18 protein-coding genes and 1 tRNA gene are annotated in these 19,654 nt (G+C 65.9%); 8 read left to right on the forward strand and 11 right to left on the reverse strand.

Annotated elements, in window-relative coordinates; genetic code table 11:
- Window positions 1–6 precede the first annotated feature (6 nt).
- Genes aat through infA form a run of 3 tightly spaced genes read left to right on the forward strand, consistent with a single transcriptional unit; the run spans window position 7 to window position 1,724 of the window.
- A complete protein-coding gene (aat, locus tag U743_RS08985) occupies window positions 7–750 on the forward strand; it encodes a leucyl/phenylalanyl-tRNA--protein transferase (protein WP_043767423.1) in 744 nt (247 codons plus the stop codon).
- Window positions 744–1,460 carry an arginyltransferase gene (locus U743_RS08990; RefSeq protein WP_043767425.1) on the forward strand — a complete coding sequence of 239 codons (717 nt, stop codon included), beginning with the start codon at window positions 744–746 and terminating at the stop codon, window positions 1,458–1,460. The genes aat and U743_RS08990 overlap by 7 nt, the downstream gene beginning before the upstream one ends.
- A 45-nt stretch (window positions 1,461–1,505) precedes the next feature.
- Window positions 1,506–1,724 (forward strand): translation initiation factor IF-1, encoded by a 219-nt coding sequence (gene infA / locus U743_RS08995; RefSeq protein ID WP_043767427.1) that lies wholly within the window; start codon window positions 1,506–1,508, stop codon window positions 1,722–1,724.
- 128 nt (window positions 1,725–1,852) lie between these two features.
- On the opposite strand, the gene clpA is transcribed toward infA, so the two are convergent.
- Genes clpA through U743_RS09010 form a run of 3 tightly spaced genes read right to left on the reverse strand, consistent with a single transcriptional unit; the run spans window position 1,853 to window position 5,654 of the window.
- Window positions 1,853–4,117, reverse strand: a complete 2,265-nt coding sequence (gene clpA / locus U743_RS09000; RefSeq protein WP_043767429.1) for an ATP-dependent Clp protease ATP-binding subunit ClpA — start codon at window positions 4,115–4,117, stop codon at window positions 1,853–1,855.
- A complete protein-coding gene (gene clpS, locus U743_RS09005) occupies window positions 4,117–4,434 on the reverse strand; it encodes an ATP-dependent Clp protease adapter ClpS (RefSeq protein ID WP_043767431.1) in 318 nt (105 codons plus the stop codon). The genes clpA and clpS overlap by 1 nt, the downstream gene beginning before the upstream one ends.
- A 50-nt stretch (window positions 4,435–4,484) precedes the next feature.
- Window positions 4,485–5,654 carry an acyl-CoA dehydrogenase family protein gene (locus U743_RS09010; RefSeq protein ID WP_084191751.1) on the reverse strand — a complete coding sequence of 390 codons (1,170 nt, stop codon included), beginning with the start codon at window positions 5,652–5,654 and terminating at the stop codon, window positions 4,485–4,487.
- Between the two features lie 76 nt (window positions 5,655–5,730).
- Between U743_RS09010 and gspC the strand changes: the two genes are divergently transcribed.
- From gspC to gspF, 4 genes are read left to right on the forward strand one after another with little or no spacing between them, the layout of a single operon-like run.
- Window positions 5,731–6,615, forward strand: coding sequence for a type II secretion system protein GspC (gspC, locus tag U743_RS09015; protein ID WP_043767435.1), 885 nt, complete (start codon window positions 5,731–5,733; stop codon window positions 6,613–6,615).
- Window positions 6,615–8,681, forward strand: a complete 2,067-nt coding sequence (gene gspD, locus U743_RS09020) for a type II secretion system secretin GspD (protein WP_052367797.1) — start codon at window positions 6,615–6,617, stop codon at window positions 8,679–8,681. Before gspC ends, gspD begins: the two co-directional genes overlap by 1 nt.
- Window positions 8,678–10,189 carry a type II secretion system ATPase GspE gene (gene gspE / locus U743_RS09025; protein ID WP_043767436.1) on the forward strand — a complete coding sequence of 504 codons (1,512 nt, stop codon included), beginning with the start codon at window positions 8,678–8,680 and terminating at the stop codon, window positions 10,187–10,189. Before gspD ends, gspE begins: the two co-directional genes overlap by 4 nt.
- Before the next feature lie 7 nt (window positions 10,190–10,196).
- The gene (gene gspF / locus U743_RS09030; RefSeq protein WP_043767437.1) at window positions 10,197–11,423 is read left to right on the forward strand and encodes a type II secretion system inner membrane protein GspF; all 1,227 of its coding nucleotides are present in this window, start codon (window positions 10,197–10,199) and stop codon (window positions 11,421–11,423) included.
- A gap of 189 nt (window positions 11,424–11,612) precedes the next feature.
- Here the strand turns inward: gspF and alr are convergent, their stop codons facing one another.
- The 8 genes from alr to rnr form a co-directional block, all read right to left on the reverse strand.
- Window positions 11,613–12,752, reverse strand: a complete 1,140-nt coding sequence (gene alr, locus U743_RS09035) for an alanine racemase (protein WP_043767438.1) — start codon at window positions 12,750–12,752, stop codon at window positions 11,613–11,615.
- Between the two features lie 21 nt (window positions 12,753–12,773).
- On the reverse strand, window positions 12,774–14,138 hold the full coding sequence (gene dnaB / locus U743_RS09040) for a replicative DNA helicase (RefSeq protein ID WP_043767439.1): 1,365 nt from the start codon (window positions 14,136–14,138) through the stop codon (window positions 12,774–12,776).
- A gap of 112 nt (window positions 14,139–14,250) precedes the next feature.
- Window positions 14,251–14,721 carry a 50S ribosomal protein L9 gene (rplI, locus tag U743_RS09045; protein WP_043767440.1) on the reverse strand — a complete coding sequence of 157 codons (471 nt, stop codon included), beginning with the start codon at window positions 14,719–14,721 and terminating at the stop codon, window positions 14,251–14,253.
- 8 nt (window positions 14,722–14,729) lie between these two features.
- Window positions 14,730–14,960, reverse strand: a complete 231-nt coding sequence (gene rpsR, locus U743_RS09050; RefSeq protein WP_043767441.1) for a 30S ribosomal protein S18 — start codon at window positions 14,958–14,960, stop codon at window positions 14,730–14,732.
- A gap of 5 nt (window positions 14,961–14,965) precedes the next feature.
- Window positions 14,966–15,412, reverse strand: coding sequence for a 30S ribosomal protein S6 (gene rpsF, locus U743_RS09055; protein ID WP_043767443.1), 447 nt, complete (start codon window positions 15,410–15,412; stop codon window positions 14,966–14,968).
- Between the two features lie 97 nt (window positions 15,413–15,509).
- Window positions 15,510–16,265 (reverse strand): 23S rRNA (guanosine(2251)-2'-O)-methyltransferase RlmB, encoded by a 756-nt coding sequence (gene rlmB, locus U743_RS09060; protein WP_043767446.1) that lies wholly within the window; start codon window positions 16,263–16,265, stop codon window positions 15,510–15,512.
- Between the two features lie 6 nt (window positions 16,266–16,271).
- Complete coding sequence (locus tag U743_RS09065) at window positions 16,272–16,967, reverse strand: OmpA family protein (protein ID WP_043767448.1); 696 nt, start codon at window positions 16,965–16,967, stop codon at window positions 16,272–16,274.
- A gap of 11 nt (window positions 16,968–16,978) precedes the next feature.
- Complete coding sequence (gene rnr, locus U743_RS09070) at window positions 16,979–19,375, reverse strand: ribonuclease R (protein WP_043767451.1); 2,397 nt, start codon at window positions 19,373–19,375, stop codon at window positions 16,979–16,981.
- Window positions 19,376–19,414: 39 nt separating this feature from the next.
- Between rnr and U743_RS09075 the strand changes: the two genes are divergently transcribed.
- Window positions 19,415–19,500 (forward strand) — tRNA-Leu (locus U743_RS09075).
- Window positions 19,501–19,654: the final 154 nt, after the last annotated feature.

Consider the following 19,654-nt stretch of genomic DNA (forward strand, 5'->3'; position numbering starts at 1 on the left):
GAAGCCATGGACAACCCGATCCGACTGCACTGGCTCGATCCCAAGGATCCGGCGCAGCCCTTTCCGTCACCGGGTCGCGCGCTGCGCGATCCCGACGGGCTGCTGGCCATCGGCGGGGATCTGTCCGTAGCGCGCCTGCTGCGCGCCTACCGCCAGGGCATTTTTCCCTGGTTCAACCCGGACGAGCCGATCCTCTGGTGGAGCCCGGATCCGCGCACGGTGCTGCCCAGCGAGGGCATGCACGTCAGTCGCAGCCTGCGCCGGGCCGTGGCGCGCGCCGACTACGCCGTCAGCTTCAATCGCGCACCCGATGCGGTCATGGCGGCCTGCTCGGCGCCACGCGAACCCGGCCAGGGCACCTGGCTCGGCTTCCAGATGCGGCGCGCCTACCGCGCGCTATTCGACGCCAGTGCCCTCACCTCCGTGGAAATCTGGCGAGATGGCCAGCTGGTCGGCGGCGTCTACGGCGTCACCATCGGCGCCATGGTCTTCGGCGAATCCATGTTCTCGCGGGCCGACAATGCCTCGAAGATCGCGCTGTTCTGGCTGACGCGCTTCATGTGCGCGCAGGCGATGCCAATGCTCGACTGCCAGGTCGGCTCGCCCCATCTCGCCTCACTGGGCGCCATCGGCATACCACGAGCGCAGTTCATCGACGCGCTCCGTCCCCTTTGTGAAGCCCCCGCGCCCCACTGGATCGTTCCGGACGAGGCTCCGCAATCCCCCTCCCACCTGCCCGAGCCATGCTGAGCGGCAACGAGAACATCAGCCTGCTGATCACGCAGCCGCACGCCTGCAGCTATCTGGCGGACCGCACGGCGCGCAATCTGGTGGTCGATCCGCGTCTGCGCCTCGACGGTCCGCGCTACGAGCAACTGCTCGGCCAGGGTTTCCGTCGCAGCGGTGACGCCGTCTACCGGCCGCACTGTCCGCAGTGCAACGCCTGCACGCCGGTGCGCATCCCGGTGGCGAATTTCACTCCCAATCGCGCGCAGCGCCGCTGCGAGCGCGGCAACACGGATCTGGCGCTGGTGCGCACGGCCAGCATTAACGACGACATCCTGGGACTCTACGAGCGCTACCTACGCGCCCGCCACAACGGCGAGGGCATGGACCCCGAGGACCACTTCGGCTTCGAGCGCTTCACGGCCTGCAGCTGGCTGCCCGTCGAGTACTGGCAGTTTTTCGCCGGCGAGCGGCTGGTGGCCTGCGCCGTCGTCGACGTGCTGCCACGGAGCTATTCAGCCGTCTACACCGTGTTCGACCCCGACCCTGCCATTGCCGCGCGCAGCCTGGGCACTTACGCCGTGCTGACGCAGATCGCAGCTGCCCGCGAAGAGGGACGCCGGCACGTCTGGCTGGGCTATTGGATACCGGGCTGCGACAAGATGGAATACAAGAAGCGCTTCCGTCCGCAGGAGCAAGCGACGAGCCAAGGCTGGATATGCATTGCCGAATGAGCGCACAGGGTCGATAATGCGCGGCTTATTCGACTGCGCTAATTCATGGCCAAAGAAGACCATATCGAGATGGAAGGTGTCGTCATGGACACGCTTCCCAACACCACCTTCCGCGTCAAGCTGGAGAACGGGCACATCGTGACCGCTCACATCTCCGGCAAGATGCGCAAGCACTACATCCGCATCCTCACCGGCGACAAGGTCAAGGTCGAGCTGACCCCCTACGACCTGACCAAGGGGCGGATTACCTACCGCGACAAATAGGCGGGATAGCGGCGCTGCCTCGCGCAGCGTCCTACGGGAGCTTTACGCTCCAACCGAAGGAATCTCAATACCGCGCATCGCGCGATGCCGGCGCATGCGCACCGACACCGCACGCCCGTGCCTGCGCGCTAGACCGCAGCCGCCTCGCGCGACTGCACTTCGAGCTTGATTTCGCCGTTTTCGACACCCACGCGCACGGTACCGCCATCGGCGAGCTGACCGAAGAGCAGTTCCTCGGCCAGAGGCCGCTTGATGTGCTCCTGGATGACGCGGGCCATGGGCCGTGCGCCCATCTTGGCGTCGAAACCGTGCTCGGCCAGCCAGGCGCGGGCATCCGCATCGACCTCGAGCTGCACCTTCTTGGCGCCGAGCTGAGCCTCCAGCTGCATGAGGAACTTGTCCACCACGCGCGCGACGGCTTCGGGCGGCAGCGAGTCGAAGGCCACGATGGTGTCGAGACGGTTGCGGAACTCCGGCGTAAACGCCTTGCGGAGGATCTCCATGGCGTCGCTGGAATGATCCTGCTCGGTGAAGCCGATGGAGCGGCGCGCCTGCACCTCCGCCCCGGCATTCGTGGTCATCACCAGAATGACGTTGCGGAAATCGACCTTGCGACCGTTATTGTCGGTCAGCGTGCCGTGGTCCATGACCTGCAGCAGCAGATTGAAGACGTCCGGATGCGCCTTCTCGACCTCGTCGAGCAGCACCACCGCGTGCGGGTGCTTGAGCACCGCGTCGGTAAGCAGGCCACCCTGGTCGAAGCCGACGTAGCCGGGAGGCGCACCGATCAGGCGCGAAACGGTGTGCCGCTCCATGTACTCGGACATGTCGTAGCGCAGCAGCTCGATGCCGAGAATCTCGGACAACTGACGGGTGACCTCGGTCTTGCCGACGCCGGTCGGGCCTGACAACAGGAAGGAACCGATGGGCTTGTCCGGCTGCGCCAGCCCCGAGCGGGACATCTTGATGGCCGCGGCCAGCGTCTCCACGGCCTTGTCCTGGCCGTAGATAACAAGCTTGAGGTCGCGTTCCAACCGCTCCAGGCGCTCGCGGTCGTCGGTGGAAACCGACTTGGTCGGAATGCGGGCGATGCGCGCCACGGTGTCCTCGATATCGCGCACCTGCACGGTCTTGCGCTTGCGCGAGCCGGGAAGCAGGCGCATGCGCGCCGCCGCCTCGTCGATGACGTCGATGGCCTTGTCGGGCAGGAAGCGATCGGTGATGTGGCGCGCCGAAAGTTGCACGGCCGCCTCCAGCGCCGGGTGCGAGAAGCTGACCTCGTGATGCGCCTCGAAACGGGTCTTGAGCCCTTCCAGAATGCGCACGGTGTCCTCCTCGCTGGGCTCGACCACGTCGACCTTCTGGAAGCGCCGCGCCAGGGCGCGGTCCTTCTCGAAGATGCCGCGGTACTCGGCATAGGTCGTCGAGCCGATGCAGCGCAGCTCGCCGTTGGCGAGCAGCGGCTTGAGCAGATTCGAGGCATCCATCACGCCGCCGCTGGCCGCGCCGGCGCCGATGAGCGTGTGGATCTCGTCGATGAAGAGCACCGCGCCCGGGATCTCGGCCAGCTCGGCGAGTACGGCCTTGAGGCGCTTCTCGAAATCGCCCCGATACTTGGTGCCTGCGATCAGCGCGCCGAGATCGAGGCTGAAGACCGTCGAATCCTTCAGCGCCTCGGGCACGCGGTTCTCGGTCACCAGCCAGGCCAGCCCCTCGGCGATAGCGGTCTTGCCAACACCGGCTTCGCCCACCAGCAGCGGGTTGTTCTTGCGCCGGCGGCAGAGCGTCTGCATGACGCGCTCGACCTCGTGTTCGCGGCCGATCAGCGGGTCGACACTGCCCTTGCGCGCGCGGTCATTGAGATTGGTCGCGTACTGCTCCAGCGCCGTGGCTTCCTGATTGGGGCGGCTCTGGCTGCCCGTAGCCTCCGAGGTGCTCTCCTCGGTCGACTCGCTGCCTGGCACCTTGGAGATGCCATGCGACAGGTAGTTGACGACATCCAGCCGCGACACGCCTTCCTGCGCGAGCAGATAGACGGCATGAGTATCCTTCTCGGAGAAGATGGCAACCAGCACGTTCAGCGTCGACACCTGCTTCCGGCCGGCGGACTGCACGTGATAGATGGCGCGCTGCAGCACCCGCTGGAAGGAGAGCGTCGGCTGCACGTCGCGGTCGGCCGGCTCGCCCTCGGCGGAGACGTTGTTGGCGATATATTCGCGCAGCCCGGTCTCGAGCTGATCAAGATTCGCGCCGGTGGCGCCCAACACCTCGCTGACATTGGCATCGGAGAGCAGCGCCAACAGCAGATGCTCGACCGTGAGCATGTCGTGGTGCTCGTTGCGCGCCTGCAGGAAGGCGGCGTCGAGGGCTTTCTGCAGTTCATCGGAGAGCATCAGGCTTCCTCCATTACGGTCAGCAGGGGGTGCTGGTGGCGACGGGCGTACTCGTTGACCTGCGCAACCTTGGTTTCGGCAATCTCGGCGGGGAAGACACCGGCCACGCTCCGGCCCTGGGTGTGAATCTGCATCATGATCTGCACCGCCTTCTCTCGGGAGTGACGAAAGAACTGCTGCAAAACCTGGACCACAAACTCCATGGGCGTGTAGTCATCGTTGAGCATGATCACCTTGTAGCGCGGCGGCTGCTTCAGCTTCGGCCGCGCGGTCTCGGTGGCCAGACCCGCTGACTGTTGATCGTGTGAATCGCTCATGACCTCATTGTAGCGATGCTGATCCGTCTACCCCGCGATCTTCGACAGCGTCAGAAGCTGGCAATTCCCGTCTGCCACCTACCGAGTATCAGCGCATGGACATCGTGCGTCCCCTCGTAAGTGTTGACGGTTTCCAGATTCAGCATGTGCCGCATGACCGGATAGGCGTCACTGATGCCATTGGCCCCCAGCATATCGCGCGCCTGCCTGGCGATGTCGAGCGCCTTGCCGGCGTTGTTGCGCTTGAGCAGGGAAACCGCCTCATGTGGGCTCTCGCCGGCGTCTAGGAGCTGCCCCAGGCGCAGAGCGGCCTGCAAACCCAGCGCGATTTCGGTCTGCATATCGGCCAACTTGCGCTGTACCAGCTGGTTGGCCGCCAGGGGGCGGCCGAACTGCTCGCGCTCGAGAACATAGTCGCGCGCGGCGTGCCAGCAGCTCTCGGCTGCCCCCATCGTGCCCCAGCAGATGCCGTAGCGCGCCTTGCTCAGGCAGGCGAAGGGAGCCTTGATGCCCGACGCCCCGGGCAGACGCCGCGCCTCGGGCACGGGCGCATCATCAAGCGCGATCTGGCCGGTCGGCGAGGCGCGCAATGAGAGCTTGCCGTCGATGGCCGGTGTCGAAAGCCCCGGTGTGTCGCGCTCGACGAGAAAACCATTGATGCGGTCTTCCTCGTCGCGCGCCCAGACCAGCAGCAAATCGGCGATGGGCGCGTGACTGATCCAGGTCTTGGTGCCGGACAGCCGCCAGCTACCGTCATCGCCGCGACGGGCACGGGTATGCATCCCGCCAGGATCGGAGCCGTGATCGGGTTCGGTCAGCCCAAAGGCGCCCAACAAGCGCCCACCGGCCAGTTCGGGCAGATAGCGGCTCCGCTGCTCGGGGCTGCCGAAGCGATGGATCGGGTACATGACCAGCGAGGATTGCACCGACAGCAGCGAGCGGTAGGCCGAATCGACGCCCTCGATGGCACGCGCCACCAGGCCGTAGAGCAGGTGGCTGCCACCGGGACAGCCGTGATCTTCCAGCGTCAGCCCGAAAAGGCCGAGCTGACCGAACTGTCGGACCAGCGCTCGGTCGAAGTGCTCGTCGCGATAAGCGGCGCGTATACCTGGCGACAGGGCTTCGCGGGCGAAACGCGCCGCTGCCTCGGCGCCGGCGCGCTCTTCGGGGGACAGTTGTGCTTGCAGCTGCAGGGGATCACGCCAGTCAATGGATGACATCATTGTTCAAGGAAAACGGACTTCGTACCGATTCTAGACGCTGCGCCGGCGGTCTCCGACAAGTATCATCCGGGCTGTGAACCTGGTCACCCTCCAAACGCTGTACGAACGGCACGCCCCAAAGGCGGCCTCGGCCGGCGCGCTGCTTCTGGCATTGCTCGCCGGAAGCCTTATCGCGCAGATCGGCTGGGCGTTAGTGCCGCCGCCCGACACCGGCTGGCAGCCGGTACCGCGCGCGAAGACCGACGCCTCCTCTGCCGAAACGGGCCCCGGCTTCGACCTTGAGCAGCTGGTACGTGCCGAACTCTTCGGCAGCTACTCCGCGGAAGACAAGGAAGCAGAGACCTCGATCGAGGACGCCCCTGAGACCCGGCTATCGCTCAAGCTGCTCGGGGTCTACGCGGCCGATGAGTCGTCGATGTCACGCGCGATCATCGCTTCGGCGCGCGAGGATGCGGAGATCTACGCGATCGGCGATACCATCTCGCGCAATGTCACCCTGCATTCGGTGTTCGCCGACCGGGTCGTCATCTCTCGGGAAGGGGCCCTCGAGACGCTACGCATGGAACGCGACGAGCTGGACGAGAAATCCGCGACGCGCACTGAAGCGCCCAGCACAGCGGACAGCGGCAATCTCACGGCACGCGACCCGCAGCAGCTATCCGAGATCCGCAACGAACTGCTGCAAAACCCAGGCAACGTAACTAATTACATTCGCGTCGTACCGGCCTCCTCGAGTGGCCAGCAGCGCGGGTATCGCATCTATCCCGGTCGCGAGCGCGCGCTCTTCGAGGCAGCCGGCATGCGACCCGGCGACCTGGTCACGGCGGTCAACGGCGTGTCCCTGGACAGCCCCCAGCGCGCGATGTCGTTGCTCAACGAGCTGCGCGATGCGCGCTCGATCAATGTCACCGTCGAGCGCGGTGGCAACGAACAGAATTACACCTTGAGTATCAACTGATGCGCTTTCTGAAACCCCTGCGTCTGGCCCTACTGCTGGCCTTCCTGCCCCTTGCGCCGCTGCAGGCCCAGAACGCGGTGACACTGAACCTCAAGGACGCCGACATCAGCGCGCTGATCGAAACCGTCAGCGACGTCACGGGCCGCAACTTCATCGTCGACCCACGGGTCAAGGCCAAGGTCAACGTCGTCAGCGCCTCGCCGATGACGCCGGACGCCGTCTACGAGACCTTCCTGTCGATCTTGCAGGTCTACGGCTTCGCCGCCATTCCCGCGGGCAATGCCATCAAGATCGTGCCCGAGAACAACGCCCGGCAGGACGGCGGCAGTTCCAGCCGGGCGGCGTCCGCGCCCGACGATGAGATCGTTACCCGGGTCGTCGACATCGAGAACGTGCCAGCCGCCCAGCTAGTGCCGATCCTGCGACCACTGGTGCCGCAGTGGGGGCATCTCGCCGCCTATTCGCCGTCGAATATGCTCATCATCTCGGATCGCGCGGCCAACATCCGGCGGCTCGATCGCATCATCCAGGAGATCGACCGCGCCGGTGACGACGATATCGAGATCATCAAGCTGGAGCATGCCTCGGCACCGGAAGCGGTCGAGACTCTCAAAGCACTTGAGCAAGGCCAGAACCGCCAGGATGGTGAGACCCCGGCCACGGTCATCGCCGACGAGCGCACCAATTCGGTGCTCATTGGCGGTGACCGCCAGCGTCGACAGCGCATGATCGATCTCGTGCGCTCCCTTGATGGCGAGGTCGAGGAAGGCGGATCGACGCAGGTGGTCTATCTGCGTCACGCCGACGCCGAGGACTTGGCTTCGATTCTGGAGGGCTACGCCCCCTCCCAAAGCGACAGCCAAGAGGCGTCGTCCTCTTCTGGACAACAGGCGCAGCGCAGCACTGGACGCCGGAGTGGCAACCAGGACGGCAGCATCATCGCGGACCCCAGCACCAACTCGCTGGTCATCACCGCAGGCCCGAAGCGTATGCGCTCGCTGCGCGACGTTATCGAACAGCTCGACATCCAGCGCGCTCAGGTCATGGTCGAAACGCTGATCGCCGAAATCAGCAGCACCAAGCAGGCCGAACTCGGCCTCGACTGGGCCGTATTCAACGAGGATCGTATCGCCGCGGCCGGTCTCTTCGACCCGTCCACCGGGCAGATCATCTCCAACCTCGCCGGATTCGGATCAGGGACGGGCACGGGGAGCGGCCAGCAAACGGCCGGCGCGCTGGGCAGCCTGCTCGGCCAGGGCGTGACCGCCGGCTTCGGCCGCATCCGGGACGGCGGCACGAGCTTCGGTGTGCTGATCAAGGCTCTGCAGGGCGATGGCGACACCAACATCCTCTCCGCGCCGACGCTGCTCACCTTGGACAACGAAGAGGCGGAATTCTCGGTGGGCCAGGAAGTGCCATTCCTCACCGGTCAGTTCACCAATACCGGCAGCCAGACGGGCAGCGTGAACCCATTCCAGACCATCGAGCGGCGCGACGTCGGCCTGACACTGAATCTCACACCCCAGATCAACGAGGGCGACCAGATCAAGCTGAAGATCGACCTCGAGGTCTCCAGCCTGGGCGCTTCATCCGGCGGCGATCTCACGCAGACCACCAATTCGCGCTCGATCACGAACACCGTCTCTGTCGAGGACGGCCAGATCCTGATCCTGGGCGGACTCATCGACGACAACGTCACCGATTCGATGTCCGGCATCCCCTTCCTCAGCCAGATTCCGGTCATCGGCGCGCTCTTCCGCTTCCAGTCGGTGCAGAGCGAGAAGCGCAATCTGATGTTCTTCATGCGTCCGCGCATCCTGCGCGACCGCGCCACAGCGGACTATCACACCCGCCGCAAGTACGAGCAGACGCAGCGCGCCCAGGAGGCCACCGACAAGCGCGTGCCCATCCTGCGCCGAGAGTATCCGCGTCTGCAGGACTTCGAGATCTTCCTGGACGAAGGCGATACGCCCGGCAAGCCGCTGTCGGGCAATGTGGGCACCATGCCGCTGGACGAGCTGACATCGTCCGACAGGTCGCGTAGCCCGGGCCCGAACACGCGATGAAGGCCGCTGAAGCACACGAGGCCGCGCCACTACAGAAGCCCGGCTACACCTTCTGCAAGCGCAACGGGGTGCTGATCACTACGGAGTCCGACGGCTCGCCGGCGGTGCTGGTGCGCGAGGGCGCATCCATAGACGCCTTCATGGAAATTCAGCGTCTGAACGCCGGCACACTGCCGGTGCGCCGCTGCGATGCAGCCACCTTCGACCTCGAGCTGCAGCGCGCCTATGAGCAGGGCGAAGGCGTCGCAGCCGAGCTTGTGGAAGGCCTGGGAGACGACGAAGCCCCCGAAGACCTCGACGCGCTCGCCAACGCGCTCGCCGAGAACCAGGACCTGCTTGAGGCCCAGGACGACGCGCCCGTCATCCGCTTCATCAACGGCCTTCTCATCGAGGCGATCAAGGAGAACGCCTCTGACGTTCACATCGAGACCTTCGAGTCGCGCTGCAATGTTCGCTTCCGTGTCGACGGCGTGCTGCGCGAGGTGATGACACCGCCGCGCGCGCTCGCCCCGCGCCTAGTGTCGCGCATCAAGATCATGGCCAAGCTCGACATCGCCGAGAAGCGCCTGCCGCAGGATGGCCGCATCTCGCGCTCGATCGGCGGCCGCAAGATCGACCTGCGCGTCTCCACGATCCCCACCGGCTCGGGCAACGAGCGCGTGGTGCTTCGTGTGCTCGACAAGCAGAATGAGCACATCGACCTTGAGCACCTGGGCATCGACGAGACACAGACGCGCACGCTCAAGCGCATCATCCACAAGCCTTACGGAATCATGCTCGTCACCGGCCCCACCGGCTCGGGCAAATCCACGACCCTCTATGCGGCGCTGGCGGTACTCAACGACAAGTCGCGCAACATCATGACGGTCGAGGATCCCATCGAATACAACATGGATGGCATCGGCCAGACGCAGGTAAATCCCAAGGTCGACATGACCTTTGCGCGCGGGCTGCGTGCCATCCTGCGTCAGGATCCCGACGTCGTCATGATCGGCGAGATTCGTGACCTGGAGACGGCCGAGATCGCCGTGCAGGCGTCGCTGACCGGCCACCTGGTGCTGTCGACGCTGCACACCAACACGGCGGTGGGCGCGATCACGCGCCTGCGCGACATGGGCGTCGAGCCCTATCTGCTGTCGACCTCGATGATCGGGCTGATGGCGCAGCGCCTCGTGCGCGTGCTGTGCCCGCACTGCAAGGAGCCCTACGAAGCCGAACCGGTGGAACGCGAAACCCTCGGCATTACCCACAACGAACCGCTGACGCTCTATCGCGAGAAGGGCTGCTCACACTGCAGGGGCAGCGGCTTCCACGGGCGCAGCGGCATTCACGAGGTGATCGAAGTCGACCAGCAGATGGAAGTACTGATCCACGACAACGCCGGCGAGCAGGCACTGGAGGCGCACGCCCGCAAGCAGTCACCCGGCATCATGCATTCCGGCCGGCAGAAGGTGCTCGCGGGCCTGACCACGCTGCGCGAAGTCCTGCGCGTCACGACCGAGGATTAGGGCCGCCATGGCGGCATTCGAATACGTCGCGCTGAATACGCGGGGGCGCCAGCAGAAGGGCCTGATCGAGGGCGAGACGGCGCGCCAGGTGCGCGAGCAGCTGCGCAATCAGGGTCTGATCCCGGTATCGCTGCGCGAAGTCAGCGACCGCGCCGGCACGACGCAGGGGCGAGGCAGCTTCTCCCTGCGGCGCGGCGGCAGTCTGAGCACGATGGATCTCTCGCTGTTTACCCGCCAGCTCGCCACACTGCTACGTTCCGGCCTGCCGCTTGACGAATCACTGTCCGCGGTGGCGCAACAGTCGGAGGGCCGCGCGATCAAGCGCGTCGCCCTCGGGGTCCGCGCTCAGATCGTGGAAGGCGCCAGCCTGGCCGCTGCCATGGGCGATTTCCCGAACGCCTTCCCACCTCTGTTCCGCGCCACCATCGAGGCCGGCGAGCAGTCCGGCAAGCTCGACGGGGTGCTGGTGCGGCTGGCCGACTATGTCGAAAGCCGGCAGGCCATGCGCCAGAAAATGATGCTGGCTGCCTTCTACCCGGCCATCCTGACGGTAGTGGCGATCACGGTCGTCATCCTTCTGCTGTCCTACGTCGTCCCGCAGGTGGTGGGCGTCTTCGATTCCATCGACCAGCCTCTGCCCGGGCTGACCCTCGGGCTGATCGCGGTTAGCGACTTCCTGCGCGCCAATGGGCCGCTATTGCTCCTCATGCTGGTTGGCGGCGGCACGGCCTTCGCCTTCGCGATGCGACGCGACGGCTTCCGACGCCGCGTACACAGCTGGCAGCTGCGTCTGCCGCTGATTGGCCGCCTCACGCGTGGCGCCAACACCGGCCGCTTCATGCGGACGCTGGGCATCCTCACGCAGTCCGGCGTCCCGATCCTGGAAGCCATGCGCATCGGCTCGCAGGTGGTCACAAACCTGCCCATGCACGAAGCCATCGAGGTCGCCGCCCGCAAGGTGCGCGAGGGTGGCTCGGTCTACCGCGCGCTCTCCGAATCCAGGCTCTTCCCGCCCATCACCCTGCATCTGCTCGGCAGCGGCGAGCAGTCCGGACGCCTGGACGAAATGCTGGAACATGCCGCCGAGAACCAGGAGCGCGAGGTGGAAACCACCGTCTCTGCCGTCATGGGCATCTTCGAGCCGCTACTGATCCTGATCATGGGTGGCGTCGTGCTGCTCATCGTGCTCGCCATCCTGCTGCCCATCTTCGACCTCAATCAGCTCGTGCAGTAAGCGCCTGTGCGCAAATAGGGCTTAGCCACAGATTGCACAGATTATCGGGATCTTGGGGATAATCGATTGCCCCACCAGCACACACTCCGATGCCCCGGATTGCCCAGCGAAGCCGCGTGGGCGACAAGCCGTCACCCAATCCCCTTAATCTGTGAAATCTGTGCCTCCCTTCCCACGCGAGACGCGGCATCAAACGCTGACGGCGGCGTTGGCGGGGGGATCGTAGTTTTTGCGCACGCGCCGCGTCAGGCCACAGCACAACTCATAGGGGATGGTGCCAGCGGCAGCGGCCTGATGCTCTGCGGGTAGCCCCTTGCCCCAGAGCGTAGCGACGTCCCCGACCGCAACGTCCGGAACGGCGGAGACGTCGACGGCCGTCATGTCCATGGAGACCCGCCCCACCACCGGCACCTCCACGCCGCGCAGCAGCACGCTGCCGGTATCTCCCAACGCCCTCTGGAAGCCGTCGGCATAGCCTACGGCCAGCGTGGCGATACACTGATCTCGCGGGCAGATGTAGGCACCGCCGTAGCCGATGCGATCACCCTCTGCGCAATCGCGCACCGACAGCACCCGCGTGCACAGCGTCATCGCTGGCACGAGACCGATGTCGGCGGCGCTGCGATCGGCGCGCGGCGAGATGCCGTAGAGCATGAGTCCCGGCCGCACCCAGTCGCGGTGCAGGCTGTCGTCGGCGAGCATACCGGCCGAGTTGGCAATGGAGCGCAGCCCGGGCGTATCGCCCAGCGCGGCGTCAAAGCGCTCGGCCTGCGCCAGCGCCGAAGCCGTGTCGTCGTCGGCACTGGCGAGATGCGTCATGAAGCCGTGCAAGCGCCAATCCGGCCGCGCCTGCACCCGCGCCAGCGCCTTTGGTAGTGCCGACAGATGAAAACCGAGGCGATGCATGCCGCTATCCAGCTTCAACCAGATGTCGGCGCGCGCCCCACGCGGCAACTGCTCCAACAGCGACAGTTGCCATTCGTCGTGAATCACGAACTGCAGGTGCTCGCGCAGGCCCAGCCGCGCCTCCTCCAGCGAGAGCACGCCCTCAAGCACGACCAGCGGCGCGTGCACGCGCGCTGCGCGCAGGGCCAGCGCCTCCTCAAGGCAAGCCACGGCAAAGGCATCGGCCTCCCAGTCGGCGCGCGGCCGCCGGTCTGAAGTACTGCGCGTATCGCGCAGCGCGTGAGCGACGGCTTCGGCACCGTGACCGTAACCGTCGGCCTTGATAACCGCCAGCACGCGACTATCCGGCGCGATGGCACGCATGCGCTGCATGTTGTGGCGCAGCGCACCGCGGTCGATGCTGGCCCAGACGCGGGGAATCATCGGCGCCCGCGCCCGCCCTGCCTAACTGCCATTGCGGTAGCTCAGATTCTCGAAACGCGTCGAAGCACCGAGGAAGGCCGCGTGCACGGTGCCGGTTGGGCCGTTGCGATGCTTGGCGACGATGATTTCGGTGCGGTTGTCGTCCGCTTCGGCCCCAGGGTCGCCTTCCTTGCGGCGGTAGTAAGCGTCGCGATAAATGAAGATGATGATGTCGGCATCCTGCTCGATGGAACCCGACTCACGCAGGTCGGACATGATCGGCCGCTTGTTCTCGCGCTTCTCAACCTCGCGCGACAACTGCGAAAGCGCGATCACCGGCACATTCAGCTCCTTGGCGATCGCCTTCAGATTGCGCGAGATGGCCGAGATCTCCGTGGTGCGGTTCTCGCGCGTGCCGGGTACCTGCATGAGCTGGATATAGTCCACCACCAGCAGCGACAGGCCATGGCGCCGCTTCATGCGCCTCGCCCGTGCGCGCAGATCCAGCGGAGACAAACCGGGCGTCTCGTCGATGTAAAGCGGTGCCTCGCGGATGTCGCGACTCGCCTGAGCAAGCCAGTCCCATTCGTGGTCGGCGATCTGTCCTGAACGCAGCGCAGACTGGTCCATGCGGCAATACGACGCCAGGATGCGCATGGCGAGCTGATCGGCCCCCATCTCCATGCTGAAGACGCCGACCGGCAGCTTCTCGCGCAGCGCCACGTTCTCGGCGATATTCATCGCGAAGCTGGTCTTGCCCATGCCGGGTCGGCCGGCGACGATGAGCAGGTCCCCCGCCGCCAGACCGTGGATATGCGTATCCAGATCGCGCAGACCAGTGGGCACGCCGTTCATCTGATCCGGGTTCTCGCGCAGCGACTGCAGGCGCTGCTCGACGTTGTCGAGGGCCTGCCCGACATGCTGGAACTCCTGACTTCCGCGCTCGCCCTTCTCGCGGATCGCGAAAACACGTTGCTCCGCGGCCTCCATCAGGTCGCCGTAGCTCTGCTCCCCGGGACGGAAACCGAGATCCGCAATCTCCTGCCCCACCTGGATAAGGCTGCGCAGCACGGCGCGCTCACGCACGATATCGGCATAGGCGAGCACGTTGGCGGCGCTGGGGGTGTCGTTGGCCAGCGCACCCAGATAACTCAGCCCGCCCGCCGGATCGAGATTGCCGCGCCCGCGAAGGTACTCGGAGAGCGTGACGAAATCGCAGGGCTTGCCGGCCTCCAGCAGTTCGCGCACACCACGGAAGATCAGGCGGTGATCTTCCCGGTAGAAATCGTCGTCGGAAAGCCGGCCAGCCAGTTCCAGCCAGGCGTTGTTGTTGAGCATGAGGCCGCCGAGAACCGATTGTTCGGCCTCGATGGAATGCGGCGGCTGCTTGACGGGAATGTCGTCCAATGCGTGCTCGCGGAACTGGATCAGGCCATGGCTTCGCGCATCGGCCCCGGAAACGAAAACGCCCCGCGCGGCCCTATGGCCGCCGGGGCGTCAGCATACGACGAAACGCTGCTCAGACGTCGGCGGTCTCACCGGCCGCATTATCGACCACGCTCACCGTCAGCTCACACTCGACTTCGGCGTGCAGCATCAGGCGAATGGTGTACTCGCCGGTGACGCGGATCGGGCCCTCCGGCATGTCGACCTCGGCCTTCTCGATCTCCAGACCCGCAGCCGCGGCCGCATCGACGATGTCAGCCGGCGCAACCGATCCGTAGAGCTTGCCCTGGTCGGCGACGCGCGCGGCAATGGTCAGACGCTTGCCGTCGAGCTCCTTGGCGCGCATCTGCGCGGCGCCGCGCGATTCCTCGGCGCGCTTCATAAGCTCGGCCCGGCGCTCCTCGAATACCTTGCGATTGGCGTCATTGGCCGGCAGCGCCTTGCCCTGCGGCAGCAGGTAGTTGCGCCCGTAGCCGGCACGCACCTTCACGGTGTCGCCGAGATCGCCCAGCTTGTGGATGTGTTCCAGAAGAATGACGTTCATGGGCGGCCTCAGAGATCGTGCTTGTCGGTATAGGGCAGCAGTGCCAGATAGCGCGCACGCTTGACCGCCGTCGACAGCTGACGCTGAAAGCGCGAGCGCGTTCCGGTGATGCGCGAGGGCACGATCTTGCCGTTCTCGGCGACGTTCTGCTTCAGCATGTTGAGATCCTTGTAGTCGATCTCGGTGATGCCTTCAGCGGTGAAGCGGCAGCTGCGCTTCTTGCGGATATAGCGGGCCATATTCTTCAGGCTCCCGTGGTTGCGGCGCTATTGGGTTCAGCGTCGTCGGCTTCGTCTTCGTCTTCGGAAATATCTTCGTCTTCTTCGTCCGCGTCGTCAGCGGCATCATCACGTGCAGCCGGCTTCTTGTCGTCTTCGGTCTTGAAGAGCGGCGACTGCTCGGTAACGGCTTCGTCCTTGCGCACGACGAGACGGCGCAGCACGGCGTCGTTGAAGCGGAAGGCTTCCTCAATGTCGTGCAGAGCTTCGCCACTGCATTCGACGTTCATCAGGAAGTAGTGCGCCTTGTGCAGGCCATTGATCGTGTAGGCGAGCTGGCGACGGCCCCAGTCCTCGAAGCGGTGCACGGCACCACCCTCGGCGGTCACCATGCTGCGGTAGCGCTCGACCATGGCGGGCACCTGATCGGATTGATCAGGGTGCACCAGCACGACGATTTCGTAATGTCGCATCTAGTGGAACTCCTTGCGGTCACGCCCTTCGGCGCGGTCCCCCGGCGGGATTGCGGTGGGACAAGGTCCGCTGCCGAAACAGCGGCGGCGCGCGATTCTACCCGGCCGGCGCCCCACGCGCAACGCGCTGGCGTCGCGCCTCGAAGAGGCAAACCGCGGCAGCCACCGAAACATTGAGGCTTTCGGTGGCCCCCGCCATGGGAATGGAGAGCAAGCGGTCGCAGCGCTCGCGCGTCAATCGGCGCATGCCGCCCTCCTCGGCGCCCATGACGAGCACCAGGGGCCCGGCCAGCTCGGCGTCCCAAAGGCTGAGCTCGGACTCGCCCTCCAGCCCCAAGATCCAGTAGCCAAGCTCGCGAAGCTGCTCGAGCGCTCGCGCCAGGTTGGTAACCGAGACCAGGGGCAGGCGCTCGCTCGAGCCTGCCGATGCCTTGTGCGCGGCCGGCGAAAGCTGCGCGGCGCGGTCGCGCGGGATCAGCACAGCGCCCGCGCCGGCGGCCTCGGCGCTGCGCATGCAGGCGCCGAGATTGCGCGGGTCCTGCACGCCATCGAGCGCCAGGATCAGCGCATCGGGGGACGGCGGCGTGTAAAGCAGCGAATCGGCATCGGGCACAGCAGCGCCGACAGCCACGCGCACCGCGACGCCCTGGTGCTTGACGCCCGGCAACAGTAGATCGAGGCGATCGCGCGTGCAGCGCTGCAGCGGCACGCCACGACGACGTGCCGCCTCGCGCACGCGGGCGGCCCGCTGGTCGCGCCGACTCTCGATCAGCAGCACCTCGTCTGGAGGTTCAGCCGCCTCGAGCGCCGCCAGCGCGGCATGGAAGCCGCCGCGATATTGCCGCTCGGCCATCGCGCCTCAGCGCCCCAGGTACGGCGGCGGCGTGGCTGCCTCGTTCTCGCGTCCCTCGATCACGGGCTTGATGACGACGTCGACGCGGCGGTTTTGAGTTCGGCCGGAGGCGGTGTCATTGGAGGCCACGGGCTCGGATTCGCCGCGGCCTTCCTGGCGCAGACGCTGCGGATTGACGCCCTGAGCGACCAGATGATTGACCACCGAGGAGGCACGGCGCTCGGAAAGCGCCTGGTTGTACTCGGCCGCCCCCGTCGAGTCGGTGTGGCCAACGACATGGATGATGCTGGCGTCGTAGTCCGCCAGCACCTCGGCAATCCGCGTGAAGGTGGTGCGCGCGTTGGGCTTGAGGCTGGCGCTGTCGATATCGAAGGACACGTCGCTGGCTACGCCAATCTTGAGCGCATTGCCCGACAGGCGCTGGATGCTGAGCTCGTCGCGTGCGCGCTCGGCGGCCAGCTCCTGCTCCAGCTCGCGTGCCTGCTTGTCCATGTAGTTGCCCACTGCGCCACCGGCGATGGCGCCGACGGCGCCGCCGATAACCGCGCCCTTGGTATCGCCGATGGCGCTGCCGGCCACGGCACCGCCGATGGCACCGATAAGCGCGCCCTGCTTGGCACGGCGGTTCGGGTCATCCGCGGCACAGGCGCCCAGCGCAAGTGAAGCGACGACGGTGAGGGCGATGCTTGTCTGTTTAAACATGACGGTCTCCTTCAGGATGAAGTGGGATTTCCCGAGCGCGAGCGCCGGCGGCGGCTACGTTTCTTCGCAGGCGCCTTGGCCACTGACTCCCCCGAGGAGCCATTATCGGCGGATTTCTTGGCCGCGGTACGCTTCTTTGATGCTGCCGACTTGGAGCTTGACGGCGGCTGACCGCCGCCGCGCCGACGCCGACCCTCCTTGCGCGGTGGGGCTGCCTGCGCCTCTACCGGCTCCAGCTCGATCCGCCGCTCGTCCAGCGAGACGCGCACAACACGCACGCGCAGGCTATCGCCCATCTCATGCGTGCGACCGCTGCGTCGACCCACCAGCTGGCCATGTGCCGCATCGTGCTCGTAGTAATCATTGTCCAACGCGGTGATGTGCACCAGGCCTTCAACGTGGATGTCGTCGAGAGTGACGAAAACGCCGAAGCCCGCCACACCTGTGATGGTGCCTGCGAAATCCTCACCAACGTGCTGCTGCATGTACTCGCATTTCAGCCACAGCGCGACGTCGCGCGTGGCCTCGTCGGCGCGCCGCTCGGTGGTCGAGCAGGTCGCACCCAGCGCTTCCAGCGCTTGATGGGCCAGTGGCTCATCGCTGCGCGCCGTGCCGCGCAGGGCGCGCTTTATGGCGCGATGCAGCACGAGGTCCGGATAGCGGCGAATGGGGGAGGTGAAATGCGCGTACTCATCCAACGCCAGACCGAAATGCCCGTCGCAGTCGGGTGAATAGCGCGCCTGCATCATCGTCCGCAGCATCATGCTCTGGATGACGTAGTGATCCGGGCGCTGCGCGGCCTGCTCCATGATCGCCTGGAAATCGGCCGGCTGCGGATCGTCGCCGCCGCCCAGCTGCAGGCCGCGAGTGTTGAGAAACTCGCGCAGTGCCTGCACCTTCTCCGCCGCCGGCGGCGCGTGCACGCGGAAGAGCGAACCGCGCTTGTGCTTGAGGACGAAGCGCGCCGCCGCCACATTGGCCGCGATCATGCATTCCTCGATGATCAGATGCGCGCGGTTCCGCGTCACCGGCACGATGCGCTCGATCTTCTGCTCGGCGTCGAAGACGAAGCGCGTCTCGCCGGTATCGAAGGCCACCGTGCCGCGCGCAGCACGCGCCTTGGAGAGCGCACCGAAGAGGGCATCCAGCTCGCGGATGTGCGGCATAAGCTTGGGGTCGACCTGCTTGGGGAGCTCGCCGCCCTCCAGGGCCTCTGCGACCTCGGTGTAGGTCAGCCGCGCGTGCGAGCGCATGACAGCCTCGAAGAAGCGCCCGCGCACGATCTCACCGCTGCGCCGGACCTGCATCTCGCAGACCATGCACAGGCGATCGACCTGCGGGTTCAGCGAGCACAGGCCGTTGGAAATCTTCTCGGGCAGCATCGGCACGACGCGCTCGGGGAAATACACTGAGTTGCCGCGCTCGCGCGCATGCAGGTCCAGCGGCGATTCGAAGGGCACGTAGGCGTCGACATCGGCGATGGCCACCCACAGCTTCCAGCCGGTGAAGGTGCGCTTGGCGTGGACCGCATCGTCGAAATCGCGCGCGTCCTCGCCGTCGATGGTCACCAGCGGAAGCTTGCGCAGATCCTTGCGCCCCTTGCGGTCGGCTTCGCTCACCGTATCGGGCAGCGCCTCGGCCTGAGCCAGCGCGTCCTCCGGGAAATCGTGCGGAATGCCATGCGCGCGGATGGCGGCTTCGATCTCCATGCCCGGACCGAGATGCTCGCCAAGCACCTCACGCACGCGCCCGACCGGCGCCTTGCGCGGCTTCGGGTGCGACAGGATGTCGACCACCACCATATCGCCGTCACGCGCGTCGCCGCGCTCCTCGGGCGGAATCAGCACCTCGTGGGTGATGCGCGGATTCTCCGGCATGACCATGGCCACGCCGTGATCGAGCCCATAGCGGCCGACGACCTGATCGACGCCACGCTCCAGAATCTCGACCACCACGCCTTCGCGGCGACCGCGCCGATCCTCTTCACCGGCGCGCACGACGATACGGTCGCCCGGCCAGAGCTGCTGCATCTGCTGCGGCGGCAGGAAGAGATCCCCGCCGCCGTCATCGGGGGTGAGGAAACCGAAGCCGTCCTTGTGCGCGAGCACGCGGCCGGCCACCAGGCTCATCTCGGAGGGGACGCCGTAGCTGCCGCGGCGATTGCGGAGCAGCTGGCCGTCGCGGACCATCGCGGAGAGCCGATGACTGAATCCCTCCAGCGGATCGTCCTCGGTCAGGCCGAGCGCCTCCTCAAGCTGCTCGCGGCTGCGAGGGCCGTCGGCGGCCTGCAGCGTGCGCAGAATCCAGTCGCGGCTCGGTAGCGCCTGACCGTAGCGGCGCTGCTCATCGCTCAGCGACGGATCATGGTTGCGCCATGCGCGGGGATCGGTGGATGTTTTGCGATTCATTGACAAGGGGGCCTTCTGCCCATATATTGCGCGCCGCCTGCCGAGGTGGCGGAATTGGTAGACGCACTAGTTTCAGGTACTAGCGGGGATAACCCGTGGAGGTTCGAGTCCTCTCCTCGGCACCAACACAGCAGCAGAATCAGCAACTTAGGCGGCTCTGACGTAATTTTGCCGGAGTGCCAAGACCAAGAAAGCCGCCCTTCGAGGCGGCTTTTGTCGTTCTGGCAGTGCTGGTGTCGGCCTGCTGGCCGCGGCGCGGGTTCTGCATGGCGCGCATGG

Source organism: Algiphilus aromaticivorans DG1253, from assembly GCF_000733765.1.
Classification (GTDB): domain Bacteria; phylum Pseudomonadota; class Gammaproteobacteria; order Nevskiales; family Nevskiaceae; genus Algiphilus; species Algiphilus aromaticivorans.

What these genes read in the sequence shown, in the direction of transcription:
- aat (WP_043767423.1), top strand. Translation starts at nt 7, where the DNA reads ATGGACAACCCGATCCGACTGCACTGGCTCGATCCCAAGGATCCGGCG.
- U743_RS08990 (WP_043767425.1), top strand. Translation starts at nt 744, where the DNA reads ATGCTGAGCGGCAACGAGAACATCAGCCTGCTGATCACGCAGCCGCAC.
- infA (WP_043767427.1), top strand. Translation starts at nt 1,506, where the DNA reads ATGGCCAAAGAAGACCATATCGAGATGGAAGGTGTCGTCATGGACACG.
- clpA (WP_043767429.1), bottom strand. Translation starts at nt 4,117, where the DNA reads ATGCTCTCCGATGAACTGCAGAAAGCCCTCGACGCCGCCTTCCTGCAG.
- clpS (WP_043767431.1), bottom strand. Translation starts at nt 4,434, where the DNA reads ATGAGCGATTCACACGATCAACAGTCAGCGGGTCTGGCCACCGAGACC.
- U743_RS09010 (WP_084191751.1), bottom strand. Translation starts at nt 5,654, where the DNA reads ATGTCATCCATTGACTGGCGTGATCCCCTGCAGCTGCAAGCACAACTG.
- gspD (WP_052367797.1), top strand. Translation starts at nt 6,615, where the DNA reads ATGCGCTTTCTGAAACCCCTGCGTCTGGCCCTACTGCTGGCCTTCCTG.
- gspE (WP_043767436.1), top strand. Translation starts at nt 8,678, where the DNA reads ATGAAGGCCGCTGAAGCACACGAGGCCGCGCCACTACAGAAGCCCGGC.
- gspF (WP_043767437.1), top strand. Translation starts at nt 10,197, where the DNA reads ATGGCGGCATTCGAATACGTCGCGCTGAATACGCGGGGGCGCCAGCAG.
- alr (WP_043767438.1), bottom strand. Translation starts at nt 12,752, where the DNA reads ATGATTCCCCGCGTCTGGGCCAGCATCGACCGCGGTGCGCTGCGCCAC.
- rplI (WP_043767440.1), bottom strand. Translation starts at nt 14,721, where the DNA reads ATGAACGTCATTCTTCTGGAACACATCCACAAGCTGGGCGATCTCGGC.
- rpsR (WP_043767441.1), bottom strand. Translation starts at nt 14,960, where the DNA reads ATGGCCCGCTATATCCGCAAGAAGCGCAGCTGCCGCTTCACCGCTGAA.
- rpsF (WP_043767443.1), bottom strand. Translation starts at nt 15,412, where the DNA reads ATGCGACATTACGAAATCGTCGTGCTGGTGCACCCTGATCAATCCGAT.
- rlmB (WP_043767446.1), bottom strand. Translation starts at nt 16,265, where the DNA reads ATGGCCGAGCGGCAATATCGCGGCGGCTTCCATGCCGCGCTGGCGGCG.
- U743_RS09065 (WP_043767448.1), bottom strand. Translation starts at nt 16,967, where the DNA reads ATGTTTAAACAGACAAGCATCGCCCTCACCGTCGTCGCTTCACTTGCG.
- rnr (WP_043767451.1), bottom strand. Translation starts at nt 19,375, where the DNA reads ATGAATCGCAAAACATCCACCGATCCCCGCGCATGGCGCAACCATGAT.